We start from the raw sequence: 25,900 nt of genomic DNA, 5'->3' as shown, positions 1-25,900 counted from the left end.
GCATCTTTGTGGGCAAGTCCTCGGCCTATTAGTACCAGTCCACTCGAAAACGCATTACTGCGCGTCCATGTCTGGCCTATCAACCCAGTGGTCTGCTGGGGGCCTTACCCCACATAGGGTGGGAGACCTCATCTAGGAACAGGCTTCCCGCTTAGATGCCTTCAGCGGTTATCCCTTCCGAACGTAGCCAACCAGCCATGCCCCTGGCGGGACAACTGGCATACCAGAGGTTCGTCCGTCCCGGTCCTCTCGTACTAGGGACAGCCTTCCGCAAGTCTCCTACGCGCGCGGCGGATAGGGACCGAACTGTCTCACGACGTTCTAAACCCAGCTCGCGTGCCGCTTTAATGGGCGAACAGCCCAACCCTTGGGACCTACTCCAGCCCCAGGATGCGACGAGCCGACATCGAGGTGCCAAACCATGCCGTCGATATGGACTCTTGGGCAAGATCAGCCTGTTATCCCCGGGGTACCTTTTATCCGTTGAGCGACACCCCTTCCACCAGGAGGTGCCGGATCACTAGTCCCTGCTTTCGCACCTGCTCGACCCGTCAGTCTCACAGTCAAGCTCCCTTGTGCACTTACACTCAACACCTGATTGCCAACCAGGCTGAGGGAACCTTTGGGCGCCTCCGTTACCCTTTGGGAGGCAACCGCCCCAGTTAAACTACCCACCAGGCACTGTCCCTGAACCGGATCACGGTCCGAGGTTAGATTCCCCATCCGACCAGAGTGGTATTTCAACAACGACTCCACCAACACTAGCGTGCCAGCTTCACAGTCTCCCACCTATCCTACACAAGCCGAACCGAAAACCAATACCAAGCTATAGTAAAGGTCCCGGGGTCTTTCCGTCCTGCCGCGCGAAACGAGCATCTTTACTCGTAGTGCAATTTCGCCGGGCCTGTGGTTGAGACAGCCGGAAAGTCGTTACGCCATTCGTGCAGGTCGGAACTTACCCGACAAGGAATTTCGCTACCTTAGGATGGTTATAGTTACCACCGCCGTTTACTGGCGCTTAAATTCTCAGCTTCACCCCCGRARGGGTTAACCGGTCCTCTTAACGTTCCAGCACCGGGCAGGCGTCAGTCCATATACCTCGACTTGCGTCTTCGCATGGACCTGTGTTTTTAGTAAACAGTCGCTTTCCGCTGGTCTCTGCGGCCAACCCACCCTAGCCCGCAAACGGGGCTTCAGGTGCTTTGGCCCCCCTTCTCCCGAAGTTACGGGGGCAATTTGCCGAGTTCCTTAACCACAGTTCACCCGATCGCCTTGGTATTCTCTACCTGACCACCTGTGTCGGTTTCGGGTACGGGCCACACATGCACTCGCTAGAGGCTTTTCTCGGCAGCAGAGGATCACCCTACTTCACCACAACGGCTACGCATCACGCCTCACCCTCGTCATCCAAGACAGCCCGGCGGATTTACCTACCAGGCGGGCCACACGCTTACACCAGTATCACCACTGACTGGCGGGGCTACCTTCCTGCGTCACCCCATCGCTTGACTACTACAGGATCAGGTCCCACGCTCACCAAGCACGACCTCCCGAAGGAAGCCACACCGGCTCGGGTGGTTAGTCTCCCCTGCCTCGCCAGGGACGCACACACGCGGGTACGGGAATATCAACCCGTTGTCCATCGACTACGCCTGTCGGCCTCGCCTTAGGTCCCGACTTACCCTGGGCGGAACAACCTGGCCCAGGAACCCTTGGTCATCCGGCGGCAGAGATTCTCACTCTGCATTCGCTACTCATGCCTGCATTCTCACTCCCACACCCTCCACAGCTAAGTTCCCTCGCTGCTTCCCCGGATGCAGGACGCTCCCCTACCCACCCACACCACTAGACAACAACCCCGAAAGGTCGAAGCCGATGAAATGTGTGGATGACACAGCTTCGGCGGTGTGCTTAAGCCCCGCTACATTGTCGGCGCAGAACCACTTGACCAGTGAGCTATTACGCACTCTTTCAAGGATGGCTGCTTCTAAGCCAACCTCCTGGTTGTCTCAGCGACTCCACATCCTTTCCCACTGAGCACACACTTAGGGGCCTTAGCTGGCGCTCTGGGCTGTTTCCCTCTCGACGACGAAGCTTATCCCCCGCCGTCTCACTGCCGCGCTCTCACATCACAGTATTCGGAGTTTGGTTGACTTCGGTAACCCGGTAAGGCCCCTAGGCCACCCAGTAGCTCTACCCCCATGATGAAACACACGACGCTGCACCTAAATGCATTTCGGGGAGAACCAGCTATCACGGAGTTTGATTGGCCTTTCACCCCTACCCACAACTCATCCCCCAGGTTTTCAACCCTGGTGGGTTCGGGCCTCCACACCGTCTTACCGGCGCTTCACCCTGGCCATGGGTAGATCACCCCGCTTCGGGTCTCGACCACGCAACTACACGCCCTCTTCAGACTCGCTTTCGCTACGGCTACCCCACACGGGTTAACCTCGCCACGCAGCACGAACTCGCAGGCTCATTCTTCAAAAGGCACGCCATCACAACCCACAAAGGAATCGCTCTGACGGCTTGCAGGCACACGGTTTCAGGTACTCTTTCACTCCCCTCCCGGGGTACTTTTCATCTTTCCCTCACGGTACTCGTCCGCTATCGGTCACCAGGAAGTATTTAGGCTTACCGGGTGGTCCCGGCAGATTCACAGCAAATTCCACGAGCTCGCTGCTACTCGGGAACACCGCCACACCCACACCACACAGCTTTCGCGTACGGGACTCTCACCCACTCCGGCCACGCATCCCAACGTGTTCCACTAGCCATGCGCGCAGACGCTAGGAGTGTCAGCCCCTAGACGACAGGTCCCACAACCCCGCACACACAACGCCTGACAACTTGACATGCGCACGGTTTAGCCTCCTCCGCTTTCGCTCGCCACTACTCACGGAATCACACTTGTTTTCTCTTCCTACGGGTACTGAGATGTTTCACTTCCCCGCGTTCCCTCCACACGCCCTATACATTCAGGCGCGGGTGACACCCCATCACGGGTGCCGGGTTACCCCATTCGGACACCCTCGGATCACAGCTCGGTTGACAGCTCCCCGAGGCTTATCGCAGCCTCCCACGTCCTTCATCGGCCCCTGATGCCCAGACATCCACCATGTGCCCTACACAACTTGACCACAAAGATGCTCGCACCCACTCTACAATTCTCAAACACCACACCGAAACAACACCACGTGCTGCCTCAGGACCCAACAGCGTACTTGCAGCCCAGCCAGCGCCCCCACCCCCACACAAGGGACAGAAACACCAACACAGCTTGGTAGGTTCACAAATTCCTCGAGCAACCACCATCCACACAACCGGTGAATCCAGTGGCCACCCCACCCCCACACAGAACCCTCCAACACAAGGGACCTGACAAGGATGGATGTGATGTGCTCCTTAGAAAGGAGGTGATCCAGCCGCACCTTCCGGTACGGCTACCTTGTTACGACTTCGTCCCAATCGCCAGTCCCACCTTCGACCACTCCCCCCCACGAAGGGTTGGGCCATGGGCTTCGGGTGTTACCGACTTTCGTGACGTGACGGGCGGTGTGTACAAGGCCCGGGAACGTATTCACCGCAGCGTTGCTGATCTGCGATTACTAGCGACTCCGACTTCACGCAGTCGAGTTGCAGACTGCGATCCGAACTGAGACCAGCTTTAAGGGATTCGCTCCACCTCACGGTATCGCCACCCTCTGTACCAGCCATTGTAGCATGTGTGAAGCCCTGGACATAAGGGGCATGATGACTTGACGTCATCCCCACCTTCCTCCGAGTTGACCCCGGCAGTCTCCCACGAGTCCCCGGCATAACCCGCTGGCAACATAGGACAAGGGTTGCGCTCGTTGCGGGACTTAACCCAACATCTCACGACACGAGCTGACGACAGCCATGCACCACCTGTACACCAACCACAAGGGAAGCCCTATCTCTAGGGATGTCTGGCGCATGTCAAGCCCAGGTAAGGTTCTTCGCGTTGCATCGAATTAATCCACATGCTCCGCCGCTTGTGCGGGCCCCCGTCAATTCCTTTGAGTTTTAGCCTTGCGGCCGTACTCCCCAGGCGGGGCGCTTAATGCGTTAGCTACGGCACGGGACACGTGAACAGCACCCCACACCTAGCGCCCAACGTTTACAGCGTGGACTACCAGGGTATCTAATCCTGTTCGCTCCCCACGCTTTCGCTCCTCAGCGTCAGTATCGGCCCAGAGACCCGCCTTCGCCACCGGTGTTCCTCCTGATATCTGCGCATTCCACCGCTACACCAGGAATTCCAGTCTCCCCTACCGAACTCAAGTGATGCCCGTATCCACCGCACGCCCCAAGTTAAGCCTGAGGTTTTCACGGCAGACGCGACACACCGCCTACGAGCTCTTTACGCCCAATAATTCCGGACAACGCTCGCACCCTACGTATTACCGCGGCTGCTGGCACGTAGTTAGCCGGTGCTTCTTCTCCAGGTACCGTCACTTCCGCTTCGTCCCTGGCGAAAGAGGTTTACAACCCGAAGGCCGTCATCCCTCACGCGGCGTCGCTGCATCAGGCTTGCGCCCATTGTGCAATATTCCCCACTGCTGCCTCCCGTAGGAGTCTGGGCCGTGTCTCAGTCCCAGTGTGGCCGGTCGCCCTCTCAGGCCGGCTACCCGTCACCGCCTTGGTAGGCCATCACCCCACCAACAAGCTGATAGGCCGCGGGCCCATCCCATACCGCTCCGAAAAGCTTTCCACCACACCCCATGCGAAGCGCGGTCCTATCCAGTATTAGACCCAGTTTCCCAGGCTTATCCCAGAGTACAGGGCAGATTACCCACGTGTTACTCACCCGTTCGCCACTCATCCACCCCCGAAAGGGCTTCAGCGTTCGACTTGCATGTGTTAAGCACGCCGCCAGCGTTCGTCCTGAGCCAGGATCAAACTCTCCAACAATAACTTGAGAAAGACCCAGCTACAAAAATAGCCTCAAAGAAACCCACAAAAAAAGGGGTCACAAAAACAAGCTACCAAACTATCAAGCTCACAAGCACACTGTTGAGTTCTCAAACAACACGCAGTTATTACCACCCGCGGCAGCACACCACCCCACACCAAAACCCACCGGGCTTCACTGAAAGGGAGGCACACCACCCCGAACGGGGAACACCCACTCTACCACAACCATGGGAGCCTGGTTCGCATTCCCCTGCCTGGTAACCCGAACCCCAACCTCCCGGCCTCGGCCCGGTCTCCCCGGCAACGAACAAAAGACTACACACCCCCAAAACCCACCACACAACGGGGGTCCCCCAACCACAAAACCCCAGGCCAGACAACAGATGCGGCTACAGGTGACCCGGGGCCGGCCGTGCGCCGCCTGCCACGGTCACGCCGAGGCCTCGTGCTGCACCGCGGGGATGTTCTGCTCGAGATGCTCGTAGTTGGCGATCTTGTAGTCGAGAACCTCCAGGCATGCCTGGAGTTCGGCGATCCGGTCCGCCACGGCGGCGCGCTGCTCGACGAGGATGGCCTTCCTCCGCCCGGCGCTGGCGATGCCGCGCCTGCGCAGCGAGGCGTACTCCCGCATGCGCCGGATCGGCATGCCGGTGGTGCGCAGCCGGGTGAGGAAGGACAGCCAGGCGAGGTCCTCGTCGGAGTAGGAACGCCTGCCCGCCGCGTCACGTGCGGGCGGGTCGAGCAGGTTGATCCGCTCGTAGTACCGCAACGTGTCGATCGACAGCCCGCTGGTCCGAGCGGCCTCCGCTATCGAGTAGCCCATGCGAGCGACGGTACGACCTGGAGTGCGCTCCAGGTCAACTGTCGCGAGCGGGGGCCACCCGGTTTCGTAACACTGTGCCCATAGCGGGTTACAGTGATCGAATGCCACGTCCGAAGACACACGACGAGACCTTGCGGCTGCGGCTGCTCGACCGCGCGGGGGAACTGCTCGTGCAGGAGGGCGCCAAGGCCCTGAGCCTGCGCCGTCTCGCCGCCGACGCCGAGACGTCCACGACGGCGGTGTACTCGTTGTTCGGCAGCAAGCCGGATCTCGTCAACGCGGTCTACGTCGAGGGGTTCACGCGGTTCGGCACGCGGCTGCGCGAGGTGGCCGGCACCGACGATCCCGCGGAGGACGTCGTGCGCATCGGGCTGGCGTACCGGGACGCGGCGCTCGCCGACCGCCACCTCTACTCCGTGATGTTCACCGGGGCCGTGCCCGGGTTCGAGCCGAACGGCGAGTCGAGCAGGCTCGCGCTGCGCGCGCTGGAGCCGCTGTGGGACGCGGTCGGCGCGGGCCTCAAGGCCGGGGTGTTCGCCGACGTCGACGTCGAGACGATCGCGGTGGGCTGCTGGGCGTGCGTGCACGGGCTCGTCTCGCTGGAGCTCAACACCGGCCTCGCCAGGCAGATCAACTTCTGCCAGACGTACGAACGGTCCCTTCGTGCCACCGTCGACGGCTGGCGGCGGTGACCGGCCCCGCGCCCGCCCGGGAGCAAGGGACCTTTACTCCCGCGAAACGAGAGTAAAGGTCCCTTGCTCCCGGTGTTGCGGGCTCAGACGGCTCCGTACTGGCGGTCGCCGGCGTCGCCGAGGCCGGGGACGATGAAGCCCGAGTCGTTGAGGCGCTCGTCGACGCTCGCGGTGACCACGCGCATCGGCAACCCGGCGTCCTCCAGATGCTTGAGCCCCTCCGGGGCGGCCAGCGCGCAGATGGCGGTGACGTCCGTCGCGCCCCGGCCGGTGAGCAGGCGGATGGTGTGCTCCATCGACCCGCCCGTGGCCAGCATCGGGTCGAGCACGAACACCGGGCGGTCGGCCAGCGTCTCCGGCAGCGACTCCATGTAGGGGGTCGGCTTGAGCGTCTGCTCGTCGCGCGCCAGCCCGACGAAGCCCATCTGCGCGTCCGGGATGAGCTTGTGCGCCTCGTCGGCCATGCCCAGACCCGCGCGCAGCACCGGCACCAGCAGCGGCGGGGTGGCCAGCCGGTAGCCGTCGGTGCGCGCGACGGGCGTGTGGATGCGCTCGGTCACCAGCGGCGCGTTCCGGGTCGCCTCGTAGATGAGCATGACGGTCAGCTCGTGCAGCGCGGCGCGGAAGGCCGCGCTGTCGGTGCGCGCGTCCCGCATGGTCGAGAGCCGCGCTCTGGCCAGCGGATGATCGACGACGAGGACGTCCATGGTGCGACACCATATCCCGCGGATTCCGGCACGCCTGCCCCGCTGGAACCGCCACCCTTCGCGCCGCCGAGTCGATAAGGTGTGGACGTGACGGAACAGCCGGGACTGCCCGACCCGAAGCAACTGCGGGCATCCGACGCCGACCGCGAGCGGGTGGCGCAGGTGCTGCACAACGCCATGGGCGAGGGCCGGATCACCATGGCCGAGCTCGAGGAGCGGCTGGGCACCGTCTACGGGGCCAAGACGCTCGGCGAGCTCGAGCCGGTGCTCGCCGACCTGCCCGGCGCGTCCGTGGTGCCTGCCGCCCAGTCGGCGCCCGCCGCGAGGACGAACCTGCCCGACCAGCGAATCGGCGGCACCCCCGGTTCGGCAGTCTCGGTCGCGATCATGTCCGGCGTCACCCGCAAGGGCAACTGGGTGGTACCCGCCCAGCACAACAGCTTCGCCTTCTGGGGCGGAGTCGAGATCGACCTGCGCAACGCCCGTTTCGCGGAGAAGCACGTCACGATCACCGCCGTGGCGATCATGGGCGGCATCGACATCACCGTCCCCGACGACATCGTCGTCGAGGTCACCGGTCTCGGCATCATGGGCGCCTTCGAGAGCACCGACAAGCGGGGTGCCGCCGACTCGGCGCCTCCCGGCGCGCCGGTGGTCCGCGTGAACGGGCTCGCGTTCTGGGGCGGCGTGGAGGTCAAGCGGGTCCCCGCCGACCCGGAACGGCGCAAGCAGATCGAGTAGGACGGCCTCCGGCGGCTACGCTCGTCCGCATGGCAACAGCTACCTTGCCGGTGGCGCTCGCCGACGCTACCCGCGACGACGCGAGCCTCCGCCGGTTCCTGCACGGCCTGCCCGGGGTCGACCAGGTGGGCGTCGAGCAGCGGGCCGCGGGGCTGGGCACCCGCAGCATCAAGAAGGCCGCGAAGCTCTGGGCGATCGACACCGCCATCTCCATGGTCGACCTGACCACCCTCGAAGGTGCCGACACCCACGGCAAGGTGCGCGCGCTGTGCGCCAAGGCGCGGCGGCCCGACCCCGACCGCCCGGACACCCCGCCGGTCGCCGCCGTGTGCGTGTACCCGGACCTCGCCGCCACGGCGGTCGAGGCGCTGGCCGGCACGGGCATCGCGGTGGCGAGCGTGGCGACGGCCTTCCCGTCGGGGCGGTCCAGCCGGGAGGTGAAGCTCGCCGACGTGCGGCTGGCCGTCACCTCCGGTGCCGCCGAGGTGGACATGGTGATCGACCGCGGCGCCTTCCTCGAAGGCCGCTACGGCCAGGTGTTCGAGGAGATCCAGGCGGTCAAGGCCGCCTGCGGCGACGCCCACCTCAAGGTGATCCTGGAGACCGGCGAGCTGGCCACCTACGACAACGTGCGCCGCGCCTCGTGGCTGGCCCTGCTGGCGGGCGGCGACTTCATCAAGACCTCCACCGGCAAGGTGTCGCCCGCCGCGACGCTGCCGGTGACGCACGTGATGCTGCAGGCCGTGCGGGACTGGTACACGGCGACGGGCGAGCTGCGGGGCGTGAAGCCCGCCGGCGGCATCCGTACCACCAAGGACGCCATCCGCTATCTCGTGGCCGTGCACGAGGTGGCCGGTGAGCAGTGGCTGACGCCCACGCTGTTCCGGTTCGGCGCCTCCAGCCTGCTCAACGACCTGCTGCTGCAGCGCCGCACCCAGCTGGACGGCCACTACAGCGGCCCGGACTATCTGGCGGTGGACTGAGATGAGCACGTGGGAGTACGCGCCCGCGCCCGAGTCGCGGGACATCGCGAACCTCAGGCCGAGCTACCGGCCGTTCATCGGCGGCGAGTTCGTCGACGGCTCCGGTGAGCCGCTCAAGACGATCAACCCGGCCACCGAGGAGGTGCTGGCCGAGGTCGGCACCGCGTCGGTGTCCGATGTGGATACTGCGGTGAAGGCGGCCCGGCGCGCCTACGAACGCACGTGGCGCACCATGCCGGGCGCCGAGCGCGCCAAGTACCTGTTCCGGATCGCCAGGCTGATCCAGGAGCGCAGCCGCGAGCTGGCCGTGCTGGAGACGCTGGACAACGGCAAGCCGATCAAGGAGTCGCGCGACGCCGACGTGCCGACGGCGGCGGCGCACTTCTTCTACCACGCAGGCTGGGCCGACAAGCTCGGCTACGCCGGCTACGGGCCGGACCCGAAGCCGCTGGGCGTGGCGGGTCAGGTGATCCCGTGGAACTTCCCGCTGCTGATGCTGGCGTGGAAGATCGCGCCCGCGCTGGCCACCGGCAACACGGTGGTGCTCAAGCCCGCCGAGACCACCCCGCTGTCCGCGCTGGTGTTCGCCGAGATCTGCCAGCAGGCGGGCCTGCCGCCGGGCGTGGTGAACATCGTGCCCGGCGCCGGGGACATCGGTGCGGCACTGGTGGACCACCCCGGCGTCGACAAGGTCGCCTTCACCGGCTCCACCGAGGTGGGCAAGCAGATCCAGCGCGCCGTGGCGGGAACGCCGAAGAAGCTGACGCTGGAGCTCGGCGGCAAGGCGGCCAACGTCGTGTTCGACGACGCCCCGCTGGACCAGGCCGTCGAGGGCATCGTCAACGGCATCTTCTACAACCAGGGCCACGTGTGCTGCGCGGGCTCGCGGCTGCTGGCGCAGGAGTCCGTTGTGGACGAGCTGCTGGAGAAGCTGCGCCACCGGGTGTCCACGCTGCGCCTCGGCGACCCGCTGGACAAGAACACCGACATCGGCGCCGTCAACTCCGCCGAGCAGCTGGCCAGGATCCGGGACCTCGCCGAGACGGGCGACGCGGAGGGCGCGCAGCGGTGGACCAGCCCGTGCCCGGTGCCGGAGCGTGGCTTCTTCTTCCCGCCGACCGTGTTCTCCGGCGTGGAGCAGTCGATGCGCATCGCGCGGGAGGAGATCTTCGGGCCGGTGCTGTCGGTGCTGACCTTCCGTACGCCGGACGAGGCGGTGGCCAAGGCCAACAACACGCCGTACGGCCTTTCCGCCGGGATCTGGACGGAGAAGGGTTCGCGCATCCTGTGGGCGGCGAGCAAGCTGCGCGCGGGTGTGGTGTGGGCCAACACGTTCAACCGATTCGATCCCGCCGCGCCGTTCGGCGGCTACCAGGAGTCGGGTTTCGGGCGCGAGGGCGGCCGGACCGGTCTGGAGGCGTACCTCGATGTCTGATGCCAGGGTCACCGTCGCCAAGACGTACAAGCTCTACCTCGGTGGTGCGTTCCCGCGCTCGGAGTCGGGCCGGACGTACCCGGTGACCGACGCGAAGGGCCGGTTCCTCGCCAACGCCGCGCACGCCTCGCGCAAGGACCTGCGCGACGCCGTGGTGGCCGCGCGCAAGGCGTTCGGCGGCTGGTCGGGCGCCACCGCCTACAACCGTGGGCAGGTGCTCTACCGCGTCGCGGAGATGCTGGAGGGCAGGCGCGAGCAGTTCGCCTCCGAAGTGGCCGCGTCCGAGGGCCTGCCTGCGAAGAAGGCTCAGTCGCTTGTGGACGCCGCCGTGGACCGCTGGGTCTGGTACGCGGGCTGGACCGACAAGGTCGCCACCGTGCTGGGCGCGGCGAACCCGGTGGCGGGGCCGTACTTCTCGTTCACCGTGCCGGAGCCGACGGGCGTCGTCGGTGTGCTGGCGCCGCAGCGGTCGTCGCTGCTGGGGCTGGTGAGCGTGCTCGCGCCGGTGCTGGCGACCGGCTGCACCGCCGTGGTGGTGAGCAGTGCGGAGCGCCCACTGCCCGCGATCACGCTGTCCGAGGTGCTGGCGACCTCCGACGTGCCCGCGGGCGTGGTGAACGTGCTCACCGGCAAGGCGTCGGAGCTGGGTCCCTGGCTGGCCTCACACGCCGACGTGAACGCCATCGACCCCACCGGCGCCGGGCCGGTGGGCAGGGTGGAGCTGGCGCGGGAGGCGGCGGGCACCGTCAAGCGCGTGCTCGCGGTGCCCGAGGAGGAGCCGGACTGGACCGCGCAGCCGGACATCGCCCGCCTGCGGCAGTACCTGGAGCCGAAGACCGTCTGGCACCCGATGGGCGTGTAGCCGTCAAAAGCTCCCCAATGCGGCATTGGTGGCGCTCAACTTCCCCAATGCGGCATTCGTAGCGTTCAACGCTACGAATGTGGCATTGGGGAGCTTCGGGCGGGCGTCAGCGAGTGGTGGCGGGGCCGACATCGGTGACCCGGACGACGGCGGCGCCGGTCTCGTCGGAGGCGGCGAGGTCGATCTCGGCGCTGATGCCCCAGTCGCGGTCGCCCTCGGGGTCGTCGAAGATCTGCCGCACCTTCCACACGGCTGGCTGCTGGTCGATCATCAGCAGCGCCGGGCCGCGCGCGTCCGGGCCGGTGCGGATCTCGTCGTACTCGCCGAAGTAGCCCTCCAGCGCGTCCTCCCACGCCTCGGCGTCCCAGCCGGAGGCCGCGTCGAGCTCGCCGAGCGCCTCGTAGTCCTCCCGCGCGGCGAGCTCCACGCGACGGAACAGCTCGTTGCGCACGAGCACCCGGAAGGCCCGCTCGTTGCGGGTGACCGGTGGCGGCCCCTCCGGGACGCCGTGCGGCCGCTCGTCGAACTCCTCGGGATGGCGCAGCGCCTCCCACTCGTCGAGCAGGCTGGAGTCCACCTGGCGCACCAGCTCGCCCAGCCACTCGATGAGGTCCTGCAGTGGCTCGGTCTTGGCGTCGTCGGGCACGGTGCGCCGCAGCGCGTCGTAGGCGTCGGCGAGGTAGCGCAGCAGCACGCCCTCCGAGCGGGCGAGGCCGTAGTGGCCGACGTACTCCACGAAGTTCATCGCCCGCTCGTACATGTCCCGCACGACGGACTTCGGCGACAGCTGGTAGTCGGCGACCCACGGGTGGCCCTGCCGGTACCGCGAGTACGCCGCCTCCAGCAGCTCCTCCAGCGGCTTCGGGTAGGTGACGTCCTCGAGCAGCTCCATCCGCTCGTCGTACTCGATGCCCTCGGCCTTCATCTCCGCGATGGCCTCGTTGCGCGCCTTGAACTGCTGCTGCGCGAGCACCTGCTTCGGGTTGTCCACCGTGGACTCCACGATGGACACCACGTCCAGCGCGTAGGTGGGCGATTCGGGGTCGAGCAGCTCGATGGCCGCCAGCGCCAGCGGCGACAGCGGCTGGTTGAGGGCGAAGTCGAACTGCAGGTCCACGGTGAGCCGGACGACGCGGCCCTCCTCGTCCGGCTCGGGCAGCTGCTCGACCACCCCGGCCGCGAGCAGCGCCCGGTGGATCGCGATGGCCCGGAGGATGTGCCTGCGCTGCGCGGGGCGGTCCTCGTGGTTGTCCTCCAGCAGGTGGCGCATGTGCTCGAAGGCGTTGCCCGGCCGGGAGATGACGTTGAGCAGCATCGAGTGGCTGACCTGGAAGCTCGACGTCAGCGGCTCCGGCTCGGCGGCGACCAGCCGCTCGAACGTGCTCTCGGTCCAGTTGACGAAGCCCTCCGGCGCCTTCTTGCGCACGATCTTGCGCTTCTTCTTCGGGTCGTCGCCCGCCTTCTCCAGCGCCTTGGCGTTCTCGATGACGTGGTCGGGCGCCTGCACCACCACGTAGCCGTCGGTGTCGTAGCCCGCGCGGCCTGCCCTGCCCGCGATCTGGTGGAACTCCCGCGCCTTGAGGTGCCGCTGCCGCACGCCGTCGAACTTCGTCAGCGCCGAGAGCACGACCGTGCGGATCGGCACGTTGATCCCCACGCCGAGCGTGTCGGTGCCGCAGATGAGCTTGAGCAGGCCCGCCTGCGCGAGCTGCTCCACCAGGCGCCGGTACTTCGGCAGCATGCCCGCGTGGTGCACGCCGATGCCGTGCCGCACGAGCCGGGACAGGGTCCTGCCGAAGCCCGCCGCGAACCGGAAGTCGCCGATCGCCTCGGCGATGGCGTCCTTCTCCGCGCGGGTGGTGACGTTGATGCTCATCAGCGCCTGCGCGCGTTCCACGGCCGCCGCCTGGGAGAAGTGCACGACGTAGACCGGGGCCTGCCCGCCGTGCAACAACTCGGACACGGTTTCGTGCATCGGCGTGAGCGCGTAGCGAAACGTCAGCGGAACCGGCCGCTCCGCCGAGGTGACCACCGCGGTCGGCCTGCCGGTGCGGCGCGTGAGGTCCTTCTCGAAGAACGAGACGTCGCCGAGCGTGGCCGACATCAGCACGAACTGCGCGCGGGGCAGCTCCAGCAGGGGCACCTGCCACGCCCAGCCGCGGTCCGGCTCGGAGTAGAAATGGAACTCGTCGGCCACCACCTGGCCCACGTCGGCGTCGGCGCCGAAGCGCAGCGCCAGGTTCGCCAGGATCTCGGCGGTGCAGCAGATGATGGGCGCGTCCGCGTTGACGCTGGAGTCGCCGGTCATCATGCCGACGTTGTCGGCGCCGAAGACGTCGATCAGCGAGAAGAACTTCTCGGAGACCAGCGCCTTGATCGGCGCGGTGTAGAAGCTGCGCCTGCCCTGCGCCAGCGCCGTGAAGTGGGCGCCGACGGCCACGAGGCTCTTGCCGGAGCCGGTCGGGGTGGACAGGATGACGTTGGCCCCCGACACCACCTCGATCAGCGCCTCCTCTTGCGCGGGGTACAGGTCGAGGCCACGCTGGGAGGTCCAGGTGGAGAAGGCCTCGAAGAGCGCGTCGGGATCGGCGTCGGCGGGCAGCAGGTCGGTCAGCACGTCAGTCATCGTGTCGTAGATGGTGTCATCCCCGGTGCGGGAGGCGAGGGGTGATCGCGGCGCACGCACCGAACCCGTAGGCTTCGCGTATCGCGTCCGGGTCCCATGAGAACAAATCAGCCCGGCGTGCGCACAGGTGTTCCGGAGGGCGGAATGGCACAGGATATCGTCCCGATCGAGCTCGGGCTGCCACAAGGCGATCTGGTGACCCTGTGGGCGCCACGGTGGCGGGAGGACGGTGAGGAGTGGGAGGCCTTCCTCGGCGACGAGGAGGATCTCTACGCCTTCCCGGACGCCGCGCACCTTGCCGCCTTCGTCCGCACCGCCGAGCAGCACGATCTGATCGACCACCCCGCGTGGGAGACCGTGCCGGAGCTCAACGTTCCCGAGCTGATCCCCGACGACGACCACTCCTACGACCTCGTGGGCGTGCCGGAGATGGTCGCCGAGGAACCGGACTCGTGGACGCTGTCCGAGCTGGCCGAGATCGTCGGCATCGTGCGCTCGCTCGCCGACGTCTGCGAGCTGGACGAGGTGCACGAGGTCCTCGACAGCTGCGAGGGCTTCTCGCTGCTCGACCAGGGCCAGCTGCCGTTCAGCGGCCGCGAGGGCGCCCGGCTGTGGAACGACCTGTCGCGCACGGTCTCGGACAAGTGGGACGTCGTGCTCGACACCATCGACGAGCTGGTCACCGTGCCCGCCGTGGACGCCGCCACGCTCGACGAGACGGCCGAGGAGCTGGCCGCCTTCCACGAGGAGTCGGCCGAGGCCGAGGCCGGCGTCGACTCCGAGGGCGACGACGAGGACCTGGACACGGTCGACTCGGGCGAGAGCGACGACGAGGCCGACGACGAGCCGGTCGGCTTCTGGGCCGAGGTCGGCATCGACCCGATCAAGATCATCACGGCCGGGCGCGAGTACTACACGCTGCGCTGCTACCTGGACGACGAGCCGATCTTCCTCGGCTCCGACGGCACGATCGAGGTCTTCGGGTCCGAGAAGGCCCTGGCCCGCAAGCTGGCCGACGGGCGGGAGCTGTCCGGCACCGACCTCGCCGAGGTGTCCACTTGGGACGAGGTTGTGGCCAAGGCGACGGCGGGTGAGCTGGAGGTCGACGTCGACCCGGACAACATCTACGTCCTCGCCGGGCTGGACGCCGACATCGGCGAGGGCATCGAGGCGATCGACCCGACGCAGCTGGAACTGGCGGTGGAGCTGCTCACCGACGCCGCCGACTGGGCGGGCGACGACAGCGTCGCGGCCGCGCTGGCCAGTTCGGAGAGCCTGGGCTGGCTGGTGTCGTTCGTGCTGCGGCCGGACCCGACGCGGCTGGCCCCGAGCCCGCCGTTCGACGCCGAGCAGAAGGCGTGGCGCGCACTCGTGGAGTCCTTCGAGGACCGCCTTCACCTGGCCTGAGCCGGGGCTCCTTCCCGGTGTCCGCGTTCGGCGGCCACCGGGGTGAGCCAGCAGGCGGCCACCGGGAACACGGCGGTGAGGCAGAAGGCGAGCGCGTAGCGCGAGTCGCCGATCACCAGGCCCAGCAGCGGCGGAGTCAGTGACGCGGCCATGTTCTGCGCCGTGTTCTGGGTGCCCATCGCCCGCCCGGCCCACGCGATGCCTGCGAGTTCGGCCGACGCGGTGAAGCCGAGCCCGTTGTCGCTGACGGTGATCACCGCGGCCAGCACGAGTGCCAGCACCGCGAGCCACGGCCACGTCGCGTCGCCGAGTGCCACCAGCAGCATCACGGCCGCGCTCGCCGCCGCCAGCACGCGCATCGGCGCGAGCCTGCTGCCCACGCGGTCGGACCAGTAGCCGGACGCGAGCCTGCCCAGTGCGCCGAGCCCCTGGACGACGGCGAGGAACCAGCCCGCGGCGAGCGCGCTCCAGCCGTGCACGGCGACGAGATACACCGGCGCGAACGCCGACACCGCGAACTGCGGCACCACCAGCAGCGCACTCGCGCCGTGCAGCCGCCACAGGGTGGGGGCCCGGTACGGCGACGGCGGCTTCGCCTGCCCAGCCTGAGGCTTCGGCGGGCGGGGCGGATCGACGACCAGCCAGGCCACGAGCGCCGCGGCCACCAGCGCGAGCGCGGCGGGAAACGCCAGTGCGACCCGGAACCCGCCGTGGGCGGCGATCGGGGGCAGGGCCAGCGCGGCGACGCCGACCCCGAGCGGCTGGGCGGTCTGCCGGATGCCCATAGCCACGCCGCGCTCCCGGGCGGAGAACCAGCCCATCACCACCCGTCCGCTGGCGGCGTTCACGGACGCCGTGGCCGCACCGGCCGCCACGAACAGGGCGAACAGCGTCCCGAGCGAATGGGTGCCGGTGGCGGCGGCCACCAGCAGCAGACCCGAGCCGCCGAGGCCCGCCGCCATGACGACCCGCTCGCCGTAGCGGTCGGCGGCCGCGCCCCAGGCGATGAGCGTCAGCAGCAGGCCGATACTCGGCGCAGCCACCACGGCCCCCGCTTCACCCAATGTGAGGTTTTCCGTCTCCCTCATCGAGGGAACGAGGAACGGGATGCCATAGAGGAAGGCACAGCTGGCCGTCTGCGCTCCGTGCCCGAGCGCGAGGATCACCCACCGCCTGCGCCCGATCGCGCCCTGCTCGGCCCACACCATGCGGTTCCCACCATGTGAGAGACAACTCTTACATGGTGAACTTTACTTCGCATGGCTAAGCACCGCAAGACGGTGCCGGCGCGAAAAACTCAGACCCGCTCGGCGTACCAGGGCTTGATCACGTTGTTGATCAGATCGAGCCGTTGGTCGAAATCGATGAACGCCGATTTCATGGCGTTGATCGTGCACCACTGCACTTCGGCCCAGCCGAAGCCGAAGGCGTCGACGAGCGCGGCGAACTCCGACGACATCGAGCAGCCGCTCATCAGCCGGTTGTCGGTGTTGACCGTGATCCGGAAACGCAGCCGGGCCAGCAGCCCGATGGGATGCTCCGCGATCGAGCCGACCGCTCCGGTCTGCACGTTGGAGGACGGGCACAGCTCCAGCGGGATGCGACGGTCGCGGACGTAGGCGGCGAGCCTGCCCAGTTCCACCTTGCCGTCGGCCGAGGTCTTGATGTCGTCGACGATGCGCACGCCGTGGCCGAGCCGTTCGGCGCCGCAATGCTGAATCGCCTCCCAGATCGACGCGAGCCCGAACGCCTCGCCCGCATGAATGGTGAAATGCGCATTGTTCACGCGCATGTATTCGAATGCGTCCAGATTCCGGGTGGGCGGAAATCCCGCTTCCGGGCCCGCGATGTCGAATCCCACGACACCCGCGTCGCGGTAGCGGACGGCGAGCTCGGCGATCTCCAGCGCCCGCGCGTGCTGGCGCATCGCGCACAGCAGCGTGCCGGTGCGGATGCGGCCTCCCCGCTCGGCCACCCGGCGCTCACCCTCGGTGAAACCGGCCTGCACAGCCTTGATCACCGCATCGAGTGACAGGCCGCCTTCGGTGAACAGCTCCGGCGCGTAGCGCACCTCGGCGTAGACCACACCGTCGTCGGCCAGGTCCTCGACGCACTCGGCCGCCACCCTCGCCAGCGCCTCCTCGGTCTGCATGACGCCGCAGGTGTGGGCGAAGGTCTCCAGGTAGCTCTCCAGCGAGCCGGAGTCGGCCGCCCTGGTGAACCAGCGGCCCAGCTCGGCGACGTCGGTGGTGGGCAGGCCGTCGTAGCCGGTCTGTTCGGCCAGCTCGACGACGGTGCTCGGGCGCAGGCCACCGTCCAGGTGGTCGTGGAGCAGGACCTTGGGCGCCGCGCGCAGCTCTTCCGGGGAGGGGACGGTTCTCGTCGACATGCTTCGAAGGTACCGCCGAGCAGGCGCTAGGCCGAACGGTCGCAGCCGTTCACCTACTCGGCCGTAAGTCTCAGGTTCGACTTAACCCTCAGCTTGTTGACCATCTCGTTATTCGGCCGTCGGAGTAGCACGTCATTGGCAATTTCGGAGGGGCGATACCCTCAGCAATTAGCCGCTAGATAGGCTGCCGCTCACGTCCCATCTTTTCCCCGCCGATGAAGGACAACCGCAGTGACGACTGACAACCACCTTGCAGCCCCGTCCTTCGACCGCATGCGCAACATGCTGGTGCGCGCGGCCGAGGTGCGCGAGAGCGAACAGCAGCAGATCTTCGACGCGCTCGACGACATCTACGCCCGCCTGGCCCCGGTCGACTCCCTCGGCGCGGTGCGCAAGCGGCTGTCCGAGCTGCCCGACCGCACCGAGGTCAGTGTCCTCGCCGAGCGGCTCGACGAGGCCATGACCCGCCTGGAGGCCCAGGACAACGCGCTGGCCGACCTGGCCCGCGCCGTGGAGGCCATCGTCGACAAGCTGGCCAAGCCCTTCGCCCAGCTGGACGGGCGGCTCGACGGAGTCGCGGCCCGGTTCGAGGGCGTCGCGGGCCGGATGGACGGCCTCGAGGACAAGCTCGAGAGCATCCACCGCAGGCTCGACGAGCTCGGCGGCCACCTCGACAAGCAGGACGACAAGATCGACGGGGTGCCCGCCGCCGTCCACGGCCCGGTGCGCGAGCGCATCGACACCATGGAGTCGAACCTCAAGGAGCGCGTCGAGCGCTTCGAGTCCGACACCAAGGAGCGGCTGAACTCCACCGGCGACTCCCTGCGCACCGCGCTGACCGAGACCGCCGAGATGGTCGACCCGTCCGAGCGTCTCGACACGCTGGGCAACCGGCTCGAGAACGTGACCAGCCGCCTCGACGAGCTGGCGAGCAGGCTGGACAAGGTCGAGGAGGGCTTCACCGGCCGGCTCGGCGACCTGGACGGCTCGCTGAAGTCCGGACTGTCCAAGGTCGAGGGCACCCTGGCGAAGCAGCCGGACAACGACTACTTCAGCTCGGTGGTGCGCAAGAGCAACGAGGAGTCCGAGCGGCGCATCGGCGGCCAGCTCGATGAGGCCATGGCCACCTTCGCGGAGCTGATGCTCGGCGGCGGCCCTGCCCCGCAGACGGTGGCGGTCGCCCCGCCCGCGCCCCGGCAGCCGCGCCGCCGCAACGGCCGCGCGCAGAAGGGCGCCGACTCGAAGGCCAAGACGAGCGGCGGGGCCGACTCCGACTCCGAGGACTGAGCTCGCTTAGGCCCGCACGGTCTCCAGCACGATGCCCTCGCCGCCCGCGGCGGGGGCATCGTCGCGTTCGGCCACCGCCCACGCGCCCGTGAGCGCCTCCAGCGCGGGGGCAACGGCGTCCGGGGTGTCGGTGTGCAGCTCCAGCAGCGGCTGCCCGCGTTCGACACGCTTACCGGGCTTGGCAAGGCAGCGGATGCCCGCCGCGGCCTGCACCGGGTCCTCCTTGCGGGCCCGGCCCGCGCCGAGCCGCCACGCCGCGACGCCGACCGCGTAGGCGTCGAGCCGCGCGAGCGTGCCCGACTCCGGCGACTCGACGACGTGCACGTGGGCAGGCTTCGGCAGCTCGGCATCCGGGTCGCCGCCCTGCGCGCGGATCATCCGCCGCCACGTCTCGTAGGCCTCGCCGGAGGCCAGCACGCGCGCCGGGTCCTGCTCACCGAGCCCGGCCAGCTGCAGCATCTCCCGCGCCAGCGCCAGCGTCAGCTCCACGACGTCGGCGGGCCCTCCGCCGCGCAGCACGTCCACCGCCTCGGCGACCTCCACCGCGTTGCCGACCGCGGCGCCGAGCGGCGCGCTCATGTCGGTGAGCAGCGCCGTGGTGGCCACCCCGTGCGCGGCGCCGATGTCCACGAGCGCCCGCGCCAGCTCCCGCGCCTGGCCGAGGGTCTTCATGAACGCCCCCGAGCCGACCTTGACGTCGAGGACCAGTGCCGCGGAGCCCTCGGCGATCTTCTTGCTCATGATCGAGCTGGCGATGAGCGGCACCGACTCGACGGTGCCGGTGACGTCGCGCAGGGCGTACAGCTTGCGGTCGGCGGGCGCCAGCGACGGCGTGGCCGCGCACACCACCGCGCCGACCTCCTCCAGCTGTGCGGCGATCTCGGTCGCCGAGAGCGACGCGCGCCAGCCCGGGATGGACTCCAGCTTGTCGAGGGTGCCGCCGGTGTGCCCGAGGCCGCGCCCGGACAGCTGCGGCACCGCCGCCCCGCACGCCGCCACCAGCGGCGCCAGCGGCAACGTGATCTTGTCGCCGACGCCGCCGGTGGAGTGCTTGTCGACGGTCGGCCGGGTCGTGGCCAGAGCCAGCCGCTCCCCCGAGTCGATCATCGCGCCGGTCCAGGTCGCCGTCTCGGCGGCGTCCATGCCCCGCAGGAAGATCGCCATCGCGAGCGCGGCCATCTGCTCCTCGGCCACCGCACCCCGCGTGTAGGCGTCGACCACCCACGCGATCTGCTCGTCGCGCAGCCGCGCGCCGTCGCGCTTGGCGCGGATGACGTCGACGGCCGCGAACGGCTCCCGCGCGCCCGTCATGACGGCAGGTCCGCGGGCCCGAACGCGTCCGGAAGGACCTCGTTCAGCGGCAGCACGCCGCGCGGGGTGTCCACCCGGCACTCCCTTCCGCCCAGTTCGAAGAGGATCTGGCGGCACCGCCCGCACGGCATCAGCAGCTCACCGGCGCCGCTGCGGCAGGCCACGGCCACGAGCCGCCCACCGCCGGTGAGCCGCAGCTGACCGGCCATCGTGCACTCGGCGCACAGGGCCAGCCCGTAGGAGGCGTTCTCCACATTGCAGCCGGTGACCAGCCGACCGTCGTCGGCCAGCCCGGCGGCACCGACGTGCAGGCCGGAGTACGGCGCGTACGCCAGTGCGGCCGCCCGCACGGCCTCCCGCCGCAGGTGCTCCCAGTCCACTGTGCTCGCCGCGCCCGCCGTGTCCATCAGTCGCCCTCCCCGCGCCGGTACCGGGCCCCGATCGCGCGTGGTGGCCGGAGCCGTTGCGCGGCCACCGCGAGCACGATGATCGTCACGAAATGCGGGGTGTACGGGATGAGGTCGTCGGGCAGCTCCTCGTTGGCCCAGTAGATGTAGTACAGGACGCCCGCGCCCACCAGTGCCAGCGCGGCGGCCAGCCAGCGCCGCCGCACGAGCTGCACCACCACGATGACCCCGAGCAGCAGCACCGCGCCGTAACACAGCGCGAGCACCGCCTCGCCGCCGCCGGCCAGCTGCAGGCCGTCGGAGTAGCCGAACAGCGCGGCACCGCCGAGCAGGCCGCCGGGCCGCCAGTTGCCGAAGATCATCGCCGCGAGCCCGATGAACCCGCGCCCGTTGGTCTGGTTCTCCAGGTAGTCGGCGCCGCCGGGCAGCAGCACCAGCGAGGCACCGCCCATGCCCGCGAGTCCGCCGGACACCGCCAGCGCCACGTACTTGTGCAGGTACACGTTGACGCCCAGCGACTCGGCGGCCACCGGGTTCTCCCCGCACGACCGCAGCCGCAGCCCGAACCGGGTGCGCCACAGCACCAGGTAGCTCAGCGGCACCAGCAGCAGCGCGATCATCGCCAGCGGCGACACCTGCGTGATGAGGCCGCGCAGCAGGCCCGCCGCGTCGGAGATCCCGACGCGCTGGGCGTCCTCGAGTTCGCCGAGCCAGTCGGAGAGCACCGTCGCCGAGTACGTGTCGAACTTCGGCACCGGCGGCGACTGCCTCGGGTTGCCCGACAGCGGCTCGAACACCAGGTTCGCCAGGTACTTCGTGACGCCGAGCCCGAGCAGGTTGATCGCCACGCCGGAGACGATGTGGTTGACGTTGAACGTCACCGTCGCCAGCGCGTGCAGCAGGCCGCCGAGCCCGCCGAAGAGGATCGCCGCGAGCAGCCCGGCCCACACGCCGCCGTAGAACGCGCCCCACGCCGCGCCCCACGTGCCGAGAATCATCATGCCCTCGAGCCCGATGTTGATCACGCCGGAGCGCTCCGCCCACAGCCCGCCGAGCGCGGCGAGCAGGATCGGCAGCGCCAGCCGCAGCGCCGTCTGCGCGGTGCTGCTGGAGGTGAGCGTGTTCATCCCGGTCAGGTACGAGGTCGTGGACAGCACCGCGATGGCGCCCACCGCCCACAGTGCACCCCGCGCCCAGCCAGGAATCCGCCGCTTCGGCGGGCCCGCGGGCCCGGTGACCGGCGGCCGCGACGGGGTCGGATCCACGGTCGTGCTCACACCGCACCCCCTTCGGCCACTGTGGCGGGTCTGCCGTTGCGGCTCGCGCGCCCGACCCGCCGCTGCTCGGCGGCCAGGTCGGCGCGCTTGACGATCTCGTAGGCCACGACGACCGAAAGCACGATGGTGCCCTGGATGATCGTGGCGATCTCCCTCGGCACCTGGATCTGCTCCAGCGACACCGCGGACTTGTCCAGAAACGCCCACAGCAGCGCGCCGAGTGCGATACCGGCCGGGTGGTTGCGGCCGAGCAGCGCCACGGCGATACCGGTGAACCCGTAGCCCTGGGTGGCGGTCATGGCGTAGACGTGGTCGCGGCCGAGCAGCTCCGGCATCGCGATGAGCCCGGCCACCGCGCCGGAGAGCAGCATGGCGGTCATCGTCATCTTCTTGGCGCTGACGCCACCGGCCGCGGCGGCCGTCGGCGACTCGCCGCTGGCCCGCAGTTCGAAGCCGAACCGCGTGCGGTTGAGCATGAACCAGTACGCCGCGCCGACGGCGGCGGCCAGCAGCACGGCTCCGAACAGGGTGCCCGCGTCGCCCAGCGGGATGCCGGGGATCCAGCCCGAGGGCTCGATCTCCTTGGTGCTGACGTTGTTGCCCTGCAGCACGCCGAACTGGTCCGGGTTGATGAGGAACGCGACGATGCCGAAGACGATCGAGTTCAGCATGATCGTCGTGATGACCTCGCTGACACCCCGCGTGACCTTGAGGATCGCGGGCAGCAGCGCGTAGAACGCGCCGGAGAACACGGCCACCACCAGGATCGCCAGCGTGTGCAGCACGGGCGGCAGCGCCAGCGCGCCGCCGACGATCGCGGCGACCACGGCGGCGAAGCGGTACTGGCCCTCGACGCCGATGTTGAACAGGTTCATCTGGAAGCCGATCGCCACCGCGAGCCCGGCCAGGTAGTAGACCGTGGCCAGGTTGACCGTGTCGACGGCGGTGGTGCCCTTGAACAGCTGCGCGCCCATCGTGCCGAACGCCTCCAGCGGGTCGGCGCCGGAGATGAGCAGCGCGACCGACGACAGGACGGCGGCGAACGCGATCGCCAGCAGCGGCGGCAGCACCGCGGTGCGCCAGGACCTCACAAGACCTCCCCGGTCTCGCCCGCTCCCGTCATCGCCGAGCCCAGCTCGCTCGGGGTGACGGTGGCCGGGTCCGCCTCGGTGACCAGCCTGCCGCGCAGCATCACCCGGATCGTGTCCGAGAGGCCGATCAGCTCGTCCAGGTCAGCGGAGACGAGCAGCACCGCCAGCCCGTCGCGCCGCGCGGTGCGGATCTGCTCCCAGATCAGTGCCTGCGCCCCGACGTCCACCCCGCGGGTGGGGTGTGAGGCGATGAGCAACACCGGAGCGCAGGACAGCTCCCTGCCCACGACGAGCTTCTGCTGGTTGCCGCCGGACAGCGCGCCGGCGGCGACGTCCACGCCCGGCGTGCGCACGTCGTACTGCTCGACGATCCGCGCGGTGTCCTCCCTGGCAGCCGCACGGTCGATCAGGTGGCCGGAGGAGACGGGCTCGCGGGTCTGGTAGCCGAGAATCCGGTTGGCCCACAACGGCTGCGTCAGCAGCAGCCCGTGCCGGGTGCGGTCCTCGGCGATGTAGCCGATGCCGGCCTCCCTGCGGGCGAGCGTGCCGAGGCGGGTGAGGTCGCGGGCGTTGCCGTCGGCGTCGACCAGCTCGATGCCGCCCGCGCTCGCCCTGCGCATGCCCATGATGGTCTCGACCAGCTCGGTCTGTCCGTTGCCCTCGACACCGGCGATGCCCAGCACCTCGCCCGCGCGCACGGTGAAGGAGATGTCGTCGAGCACGGCCCGCTCGGAGCCCTCGGCCGCCAGCCGCAGCCCCGCGACGCGCAGGACCTCCCTGGTGGTCACTGTGGACTCCCGGGTCTCGGGGCTGGGCAGCTCGGAGCCGACCATCATCTCGGCGAGCTGGCGGGTGCTCACCGTCGTCGGGTCCACCGTCCCCACGGTGGTGCCCCTGCGGATCACGGTCACCTCGTCGGCGATCGCGCGCACCTCGTCGAGCTTGTGCGAGATGAAGATGAAGGTGAAACCCTCCCGCTGCATCGCGCGGATGGTCTCGAACAGCGCGTCGACCTCCTGCGGCACGAGCACGGCCGTGGGCTCGTCGAGGATGACGATGCGGGCGCCGCGGTAGAGGACCTTGACGATCTCCACGCGTTGCCGGTCGGCGACCCCGAGCCGTTCCACCAGCGTGTCCATATCGACGCGCAGGCCCGTGCGCTCGGCGAGCCCGGCCAGCCGGTCTCTGGCCGCCTTGCCGATGCCGTGCAGGTTCTCGGCGCCGAGCAGCACGTTCTCGCGCACGGTGAGGTTGTCGGCGAGCATGAAGTGCTGGTGCACCATGCCGATCCCGGCGCGGATGGCGTCCTGCGGGTTCCGCAGGCGCACGACCTCGCCGTTGACCGCGATCGTGCCCTCGTCCGGCTGCTGCATGCCGTAGAGGATCTTCATCAGGGTGGACTTGCCCGCGCCGTTCTCGCCGCAGACGGCGTGCACCTCACCGGCGCGCACGGTCAGGTGCACGTCGGAGTTGGCGACCACCCCGGGGAATCTCTTGGTGATGCCGGTGAGCTCGACCACCGGCGCCGCTTGGGTCATGGATGCCCGTGCCTTCCACACGACAACGGCAGGTGGGGCCCGGAGCGGGATCGCCGCCCTGGGCCCCACGGGCCGGGTGTTCGCCGTCAGCCGGAGACGGTGTCCGAGACGGTGATCTTGCCGTCGATGATCTGCTTCTTGTAGCCCTCGAGCACCGGCACGATGTCGTCGATCTTGCCGCCGGAGGTGGCGTAGCCGACACCGTCCACGGAGAGGTCGAACCGCTCGGGCAGACTGCCGAGGTCGTCCTGCGCGACCGCCCTGATGTAGTCGTACACGGCCACGTCGACCCGCTTGAGCATCGAGGTGATGATCACGTCCCTGACGCCGGAGAGCGTCTTCTGCTCGTACTGGTCGGAGTCGACGCCGATGGCCATGGCGCCGCCCGACTTGGCGGCCTCGAACACGCCCTTACCGGACGCGCCCGCGGCGTGGTAGACGACGTCGGCGCCCTTGTCGATCTGGGACTTGGCGACGACGTTGCCCTTGCCGGGGTCGTTGAAGCCGCTGATGTCACCGGCGGGGGTCAGGTAGTCCCGCTCGATCTCGACGTTGTCCGACACCGCCTGCGCGCCCTGCACGTAGCCCGCCTCGAACTTCTCGATCAGCGGCGTGTCCACGCCGCCGACGAAGCCGATGTGGCAGTTCTTGCTCTTGTAGACCGCCGCGACGCCCGCCAGGAACGAGCCCTGCTCCTCGGCGAAGACGAGCGGGGTGACGTTCGGCGCCTCCACGGAGTTGTCGTCGACGATCGCGAAGTTCGTGTCGGGGAACCTCGGCGCGACGGCCTTCAGCGCCTCGGCGTAGGCGAAGCCGACCGCGATGATCGGGTCGAAGCCCTGGTTGGCCATCTGGGTGAGCCGCTGCTGCTTCGCGTCCTCGGACTCGGTGCCCGCCGCGGTGCTCTCGGTGGTCTTGCCGACGCCCATCTCCTCCTTGGCCCTGTCGACACCGGCCGCGGCCGCGTCGTTGAAGGAGGCGTCGCCCCGCCCGCCGACGTCGAAGGCGAGGCCGACCCGCAGGTCGCTCGCGTCCACGTCACCCTGGGCCTCGCTCTCGCGCTGGCTGCTCTCGGGGGCAGGGGGCGCCTGCGCGGTGATGCAGTTGCCCTCACCCCCGCCGTCCCCGGCGGCCTGGCCCTCGTTGCCCGAGTCCTTGGCGCACCCCGCCAACGTCAGCACGCCGGCCATGGCGATCGCCGCCAGCGTTCCACCACGCATTCGACGCACGGTGTTCTCCCTCCCCGCTGTTCCAGCGGTCACAACTGAGAAAGGCCCGAACTGCTGCCGGGCCGACTGGCGAACCGTACCGCTCTGTGAGATGGGCGGCATCCAGATGCCACCGCGCGTAACCCAAATGTTTACTCGCGGTCCGGACGCGCGA

Annotated in this window: 18 protein-coding genes and 2 rRNA genes; 7 read left to right on the top strand and 13 right to left on the bottom strand. The window is 68.5% G+C overall.

Features of this window, described 5'->3' with window-relative positions; all coding sequences use genetic code 11:
* Positions 1-8: 8 nt before the first annotated feature.
* The 3 genes from BAY60_RS09445 to BAY60_RS09435 all read right to left on the bottom strand — a co-directional run bounded on the left by BAY60_RS09445 (position 9) and on the right by BAY60_RS09435 (position 5,764).
* Positions 9-3,143 (bottom strand): 23S ribosomal RNA (locus BAY60_RS09445).
* 269 nt (positions 3,144-3,412) lie between these two features.
* A 16S ribosomal RNA gene (locus BAY60_RS09440) occupies positions 3,413-4,938 on the bottom strand.
* The 16S and 23S rRNA genes sit together here, the layout of an rRNA operon.
* Before the next feature lie 433 nt (positions 4,939-5,371).
* Positions 5,372-5,764, bottom strand: coding sequence for a MerR family transcriptional regulator (locus BAY60_RS09435; RefSeq protein WP_112280354.1), 393 nt, complete (start codon positions 5,762-5,764; stop codon positions 5,372-5,374).
* Positions 5,765-5,865: 101 nt separating this feature from the next.
* On the opposite strand from BAY60_RS09435, the gene BAY60_RS09430 reads away from it, so the two are divergent.
* Complete coding sequence (locus BAY60_RS09430; protein WP_112280353.1) at positions 5,866-6,456, top strand: TetR/AcrR family transcriptional regulator; 591 nt, start codon at positions 5,866-5,868, stop codon at positions 6,454-6,456.
* A gap of 83 nt (positions 6,457-6,539) precedes the next feature.
* On the opposite strand, the gene upp is transcribed toward BAY60_RS09430, so the two are convergent.
* Positions 6,540-7,163 (bottom strand): uracil phosphoribosyltransferase, encoded by a 624-nt coding sequence (gene upp / locus BAY60_RS09425; protein ID WP_112280352.1) that lies wholly within the window; start codon positions 7,161-7,163, stop codon positions 6,540-6,542.
* A gap of 87 nt (positions 7,164-7,250) precedes the next feature.
* On the opposite strand from upp, the gene BAY60_RS09420 reads away from it, so the two are divergent.
* The 4 genes from BAY60_RS09420 to BAY60_RS09405 are packed head-to-tail and all read left to right on the top strand — an operon-like array spanning position 7,251 to position 11,184.
* Entirely contained in the window at positions 7,251-7,904 is a 654-nt protein-coding gene (locus BAY60_RS09420; protein ID WP_112280351.1) for a DUF1707 SHOCT-like domain-containing protein, read from the top strand.
* Positions 7,905-7,933: 29 nt separating this feature from the next.
* Entirely contained in the window at positions 7,934-8,887 is a 954-nt protein-coding gene (gene deoC, locus BAY60_RS09415) for a deoxyribose-phosphate aldolase (RefSeq protein WP_112280350.1), read from the top strand.
* Position 8,888: 1 nt separating this feature from the next.
* Positions 8,889-10,322 (top strand): aldehyde dehydrogenase family protein, encoded by a 1,434-nt coding sequence (locus BAY60_RS09410; protein WP_112280349.1) that lies wholly within the window; start codon positions 8,889-8,891, stop codon positions 10,320-10,322.
* Positions 10,315-11,184 carry an aldehyde dehydrogenase family protein gene (locus BAY60_RS09405; protein WP_112280348.1) on the top strand — a complete coding sequence of 290 codons (870 nt, stop codon included), beginning with the start codon at positions 10,315-10,317 and terminating at the stop codon, positions 11,182-11,184. The genes BAY60_RS09410 and BAY60_RS09405 overlap by 8 nt, the downstream gene beginning before the upstream one ends.
* A 106-nt stretch (positions 11,185-11,290) precedes the next feature.
* On the opposite strand, the gene BAY60_RS09400 is transcribed toward BAY60_RS09405, so the two are convergent.
* Positions 11,291-13,810, bottom strand: a complete 2,520-nt coding sequence (locus BAY60_RS09400; protein ID WP_112280347.1) for a DEAD/DEAH box helicase — start codon at positions 13,808-13,810, stop codon at positions 11,291-11,293.
* 144 nt (positions 13,811-13,954) lie between these two features.
* Here BAY60_RS09400 and BAY60_RS09395 point away from each other — a divergent pair, with 144 nt between their 5' ends.
* Positions 13,955-15,217, top strand: a complete 1,263-nt coding sequence (locus BAY60_RS09395) for a primosomal protein (RefSeq protein WP_112280346.1) — start codon at positions 13,955-13,957, stop codon at positions 15,215-15,217.
* Here the strand turns inward: BAY60_RS09395 and BAY60_RS09390 are convergent.
* Together BAY60_RS09390 and BAY60_RS09385 are read right to left on the bottom strand one after the other, a co-directional pair.
* A complete protein-coding gene (locus BAY60_RS09390; RefSeq protein ID WP_112280345.1) occupies positions 15,205-16,425 on the bottom strand; it encodes an MFS transporter in 1,221 nt (406 codons plus the stop codon). The two genes, BAY60_RS09395 and BAY60_RS09390, sit on opposite strands and share 13 nt — an antisense overlap.
* A gap of 89 nt (positions 16,426-16,514) precedes the next feature.
* Complete coding sequence (locus BAY60_RS09385) at positions 16,515-17,606, bottom strand: adenosine deaminase (RefSeq protein ID WP_112280344.1); 1,092 nt, start codon at positions 17,604-17,606, stop codon at positions 16,515-16,517.
* A 231-nt stretch (positions 17,607-17,837) separates the two neighbouring features.
* On the opposite strand from BAY60_RS09385, the gene BAY60_RS09380 reads away from it, so the two are divergent.
* On the top strand, positions 17,838-18,893 hold the full coding sequence (locus BAY60_RS09380; RefSeq protein ID WP_112280343.1) for a coiled-coil domain-containing protein: 1,056 nt from the start codon (positions 17,838-17,840) through the stop codon (positions 18,891-18,893).
* Between the two features lie 6 nt (positions 18,894-18,899).
* Here the strand turns inward: BAY60_RS09380 and BAY60_RS09375 are convergent, their stop codons facing one another.
* The 6 genes from BAY60_RS09375 to BAY60_RS09350 all read right to left on the bottom strand — a co-directional run bounded on the left by BAY60_RS09375 (position 18,900) and on the right by BAY60_RS09350 (position 25,737).
* A complete protein-coding gene (locus BAY60_RS09375; protein WP_112280342.1) occupies positions 18,900-20,204 on the bottom strand; it encodes a thymidine phosphorylase in 1,305 nt (434 codons plus the stop codon).
* A complete protein-coding gene (locus tag BAY60_RS09370; protein ID WP_112280341.1) occupies positions 20,201-20,611 on the bottom strand; it encodes a cytidine deaminase in 411 nt (136 codons plus the stop codon). Before BAY60_RS09370 ends, BAY60_RS09375 begins: the two co-directional genes overlap by 4 nt.
* Positions 20,611-21,888 carry an ABC transporter permease gene (locus BAY60_RS09365; RefSeq protein WP_112280340.1) on the bottom strand — a complete coding sequence of 426 codons (1,278 nt, stop codon included), beginning with the start codon at positions 21,886-21,888 and terminating at the stop codon, positions 20,611-20,613. The genes BAY60_RS09370 and BAY60_RS09365 overlap by 1 nt, the downstream gene beginning before the upstream one ends.
* Complete coding sequence (locus tag BAY60_RS09360; protein ID WP_112280339.1) at positions 21,885-22,979, bottom strand: ABC transporter permease; 1,095 nt, start codon at positions 22,977-22,979, stop codon at positions 21,885-21,887. Before BAY60_RS09360 ends, BAY60_RS09365 begins: the two co-directional genes overlap by 4 nt.
* Positions 22,976-24,517, bottom strand: coding sequence for an ABC transporter ATP-binding protein (locus BAY60_RS09355; protein WP_112280338.1), 1,542 nt, complete (start codon positions 24,515-24,517; stop codon positions 22,976-22,978). Before BAY60_RS09355 ends, BAY60_RS09360 begins: the two co-directional genes overlap by 4 nt.
* Positions 24,518-24,603: 86 nt before the next feature.
* On the bottom strand, positions 24,604-25,737 hold the full coding sequence (locus BAY60_RS09350; RefSeq protein ID WP_170160337.1) for a BMP family lipoprotein: 1,134 nt from the start codon (positions 25,735-25,737) through the stop codon (positions 24,604-24,606).
* Between the last annotated feature and the right edge of the window lie 163 nt (positions 25,738-25,900).

The sequence above is a fragment of the Prauserella muralis genome, assembly GCF_003202285.1.
Classification (GTDB): Bacteria; Actinomycetota; Actinomycetes; order Mycobacteriales; family Pseudonocardiaceae; genus Prauserella_B; species Prauserella_B muralis.
The sequence above is the reverse complement of the archived record's forward strand: the minus strand, read 5'-3'. Positions and strand labels throughout refer to the sequence as shown.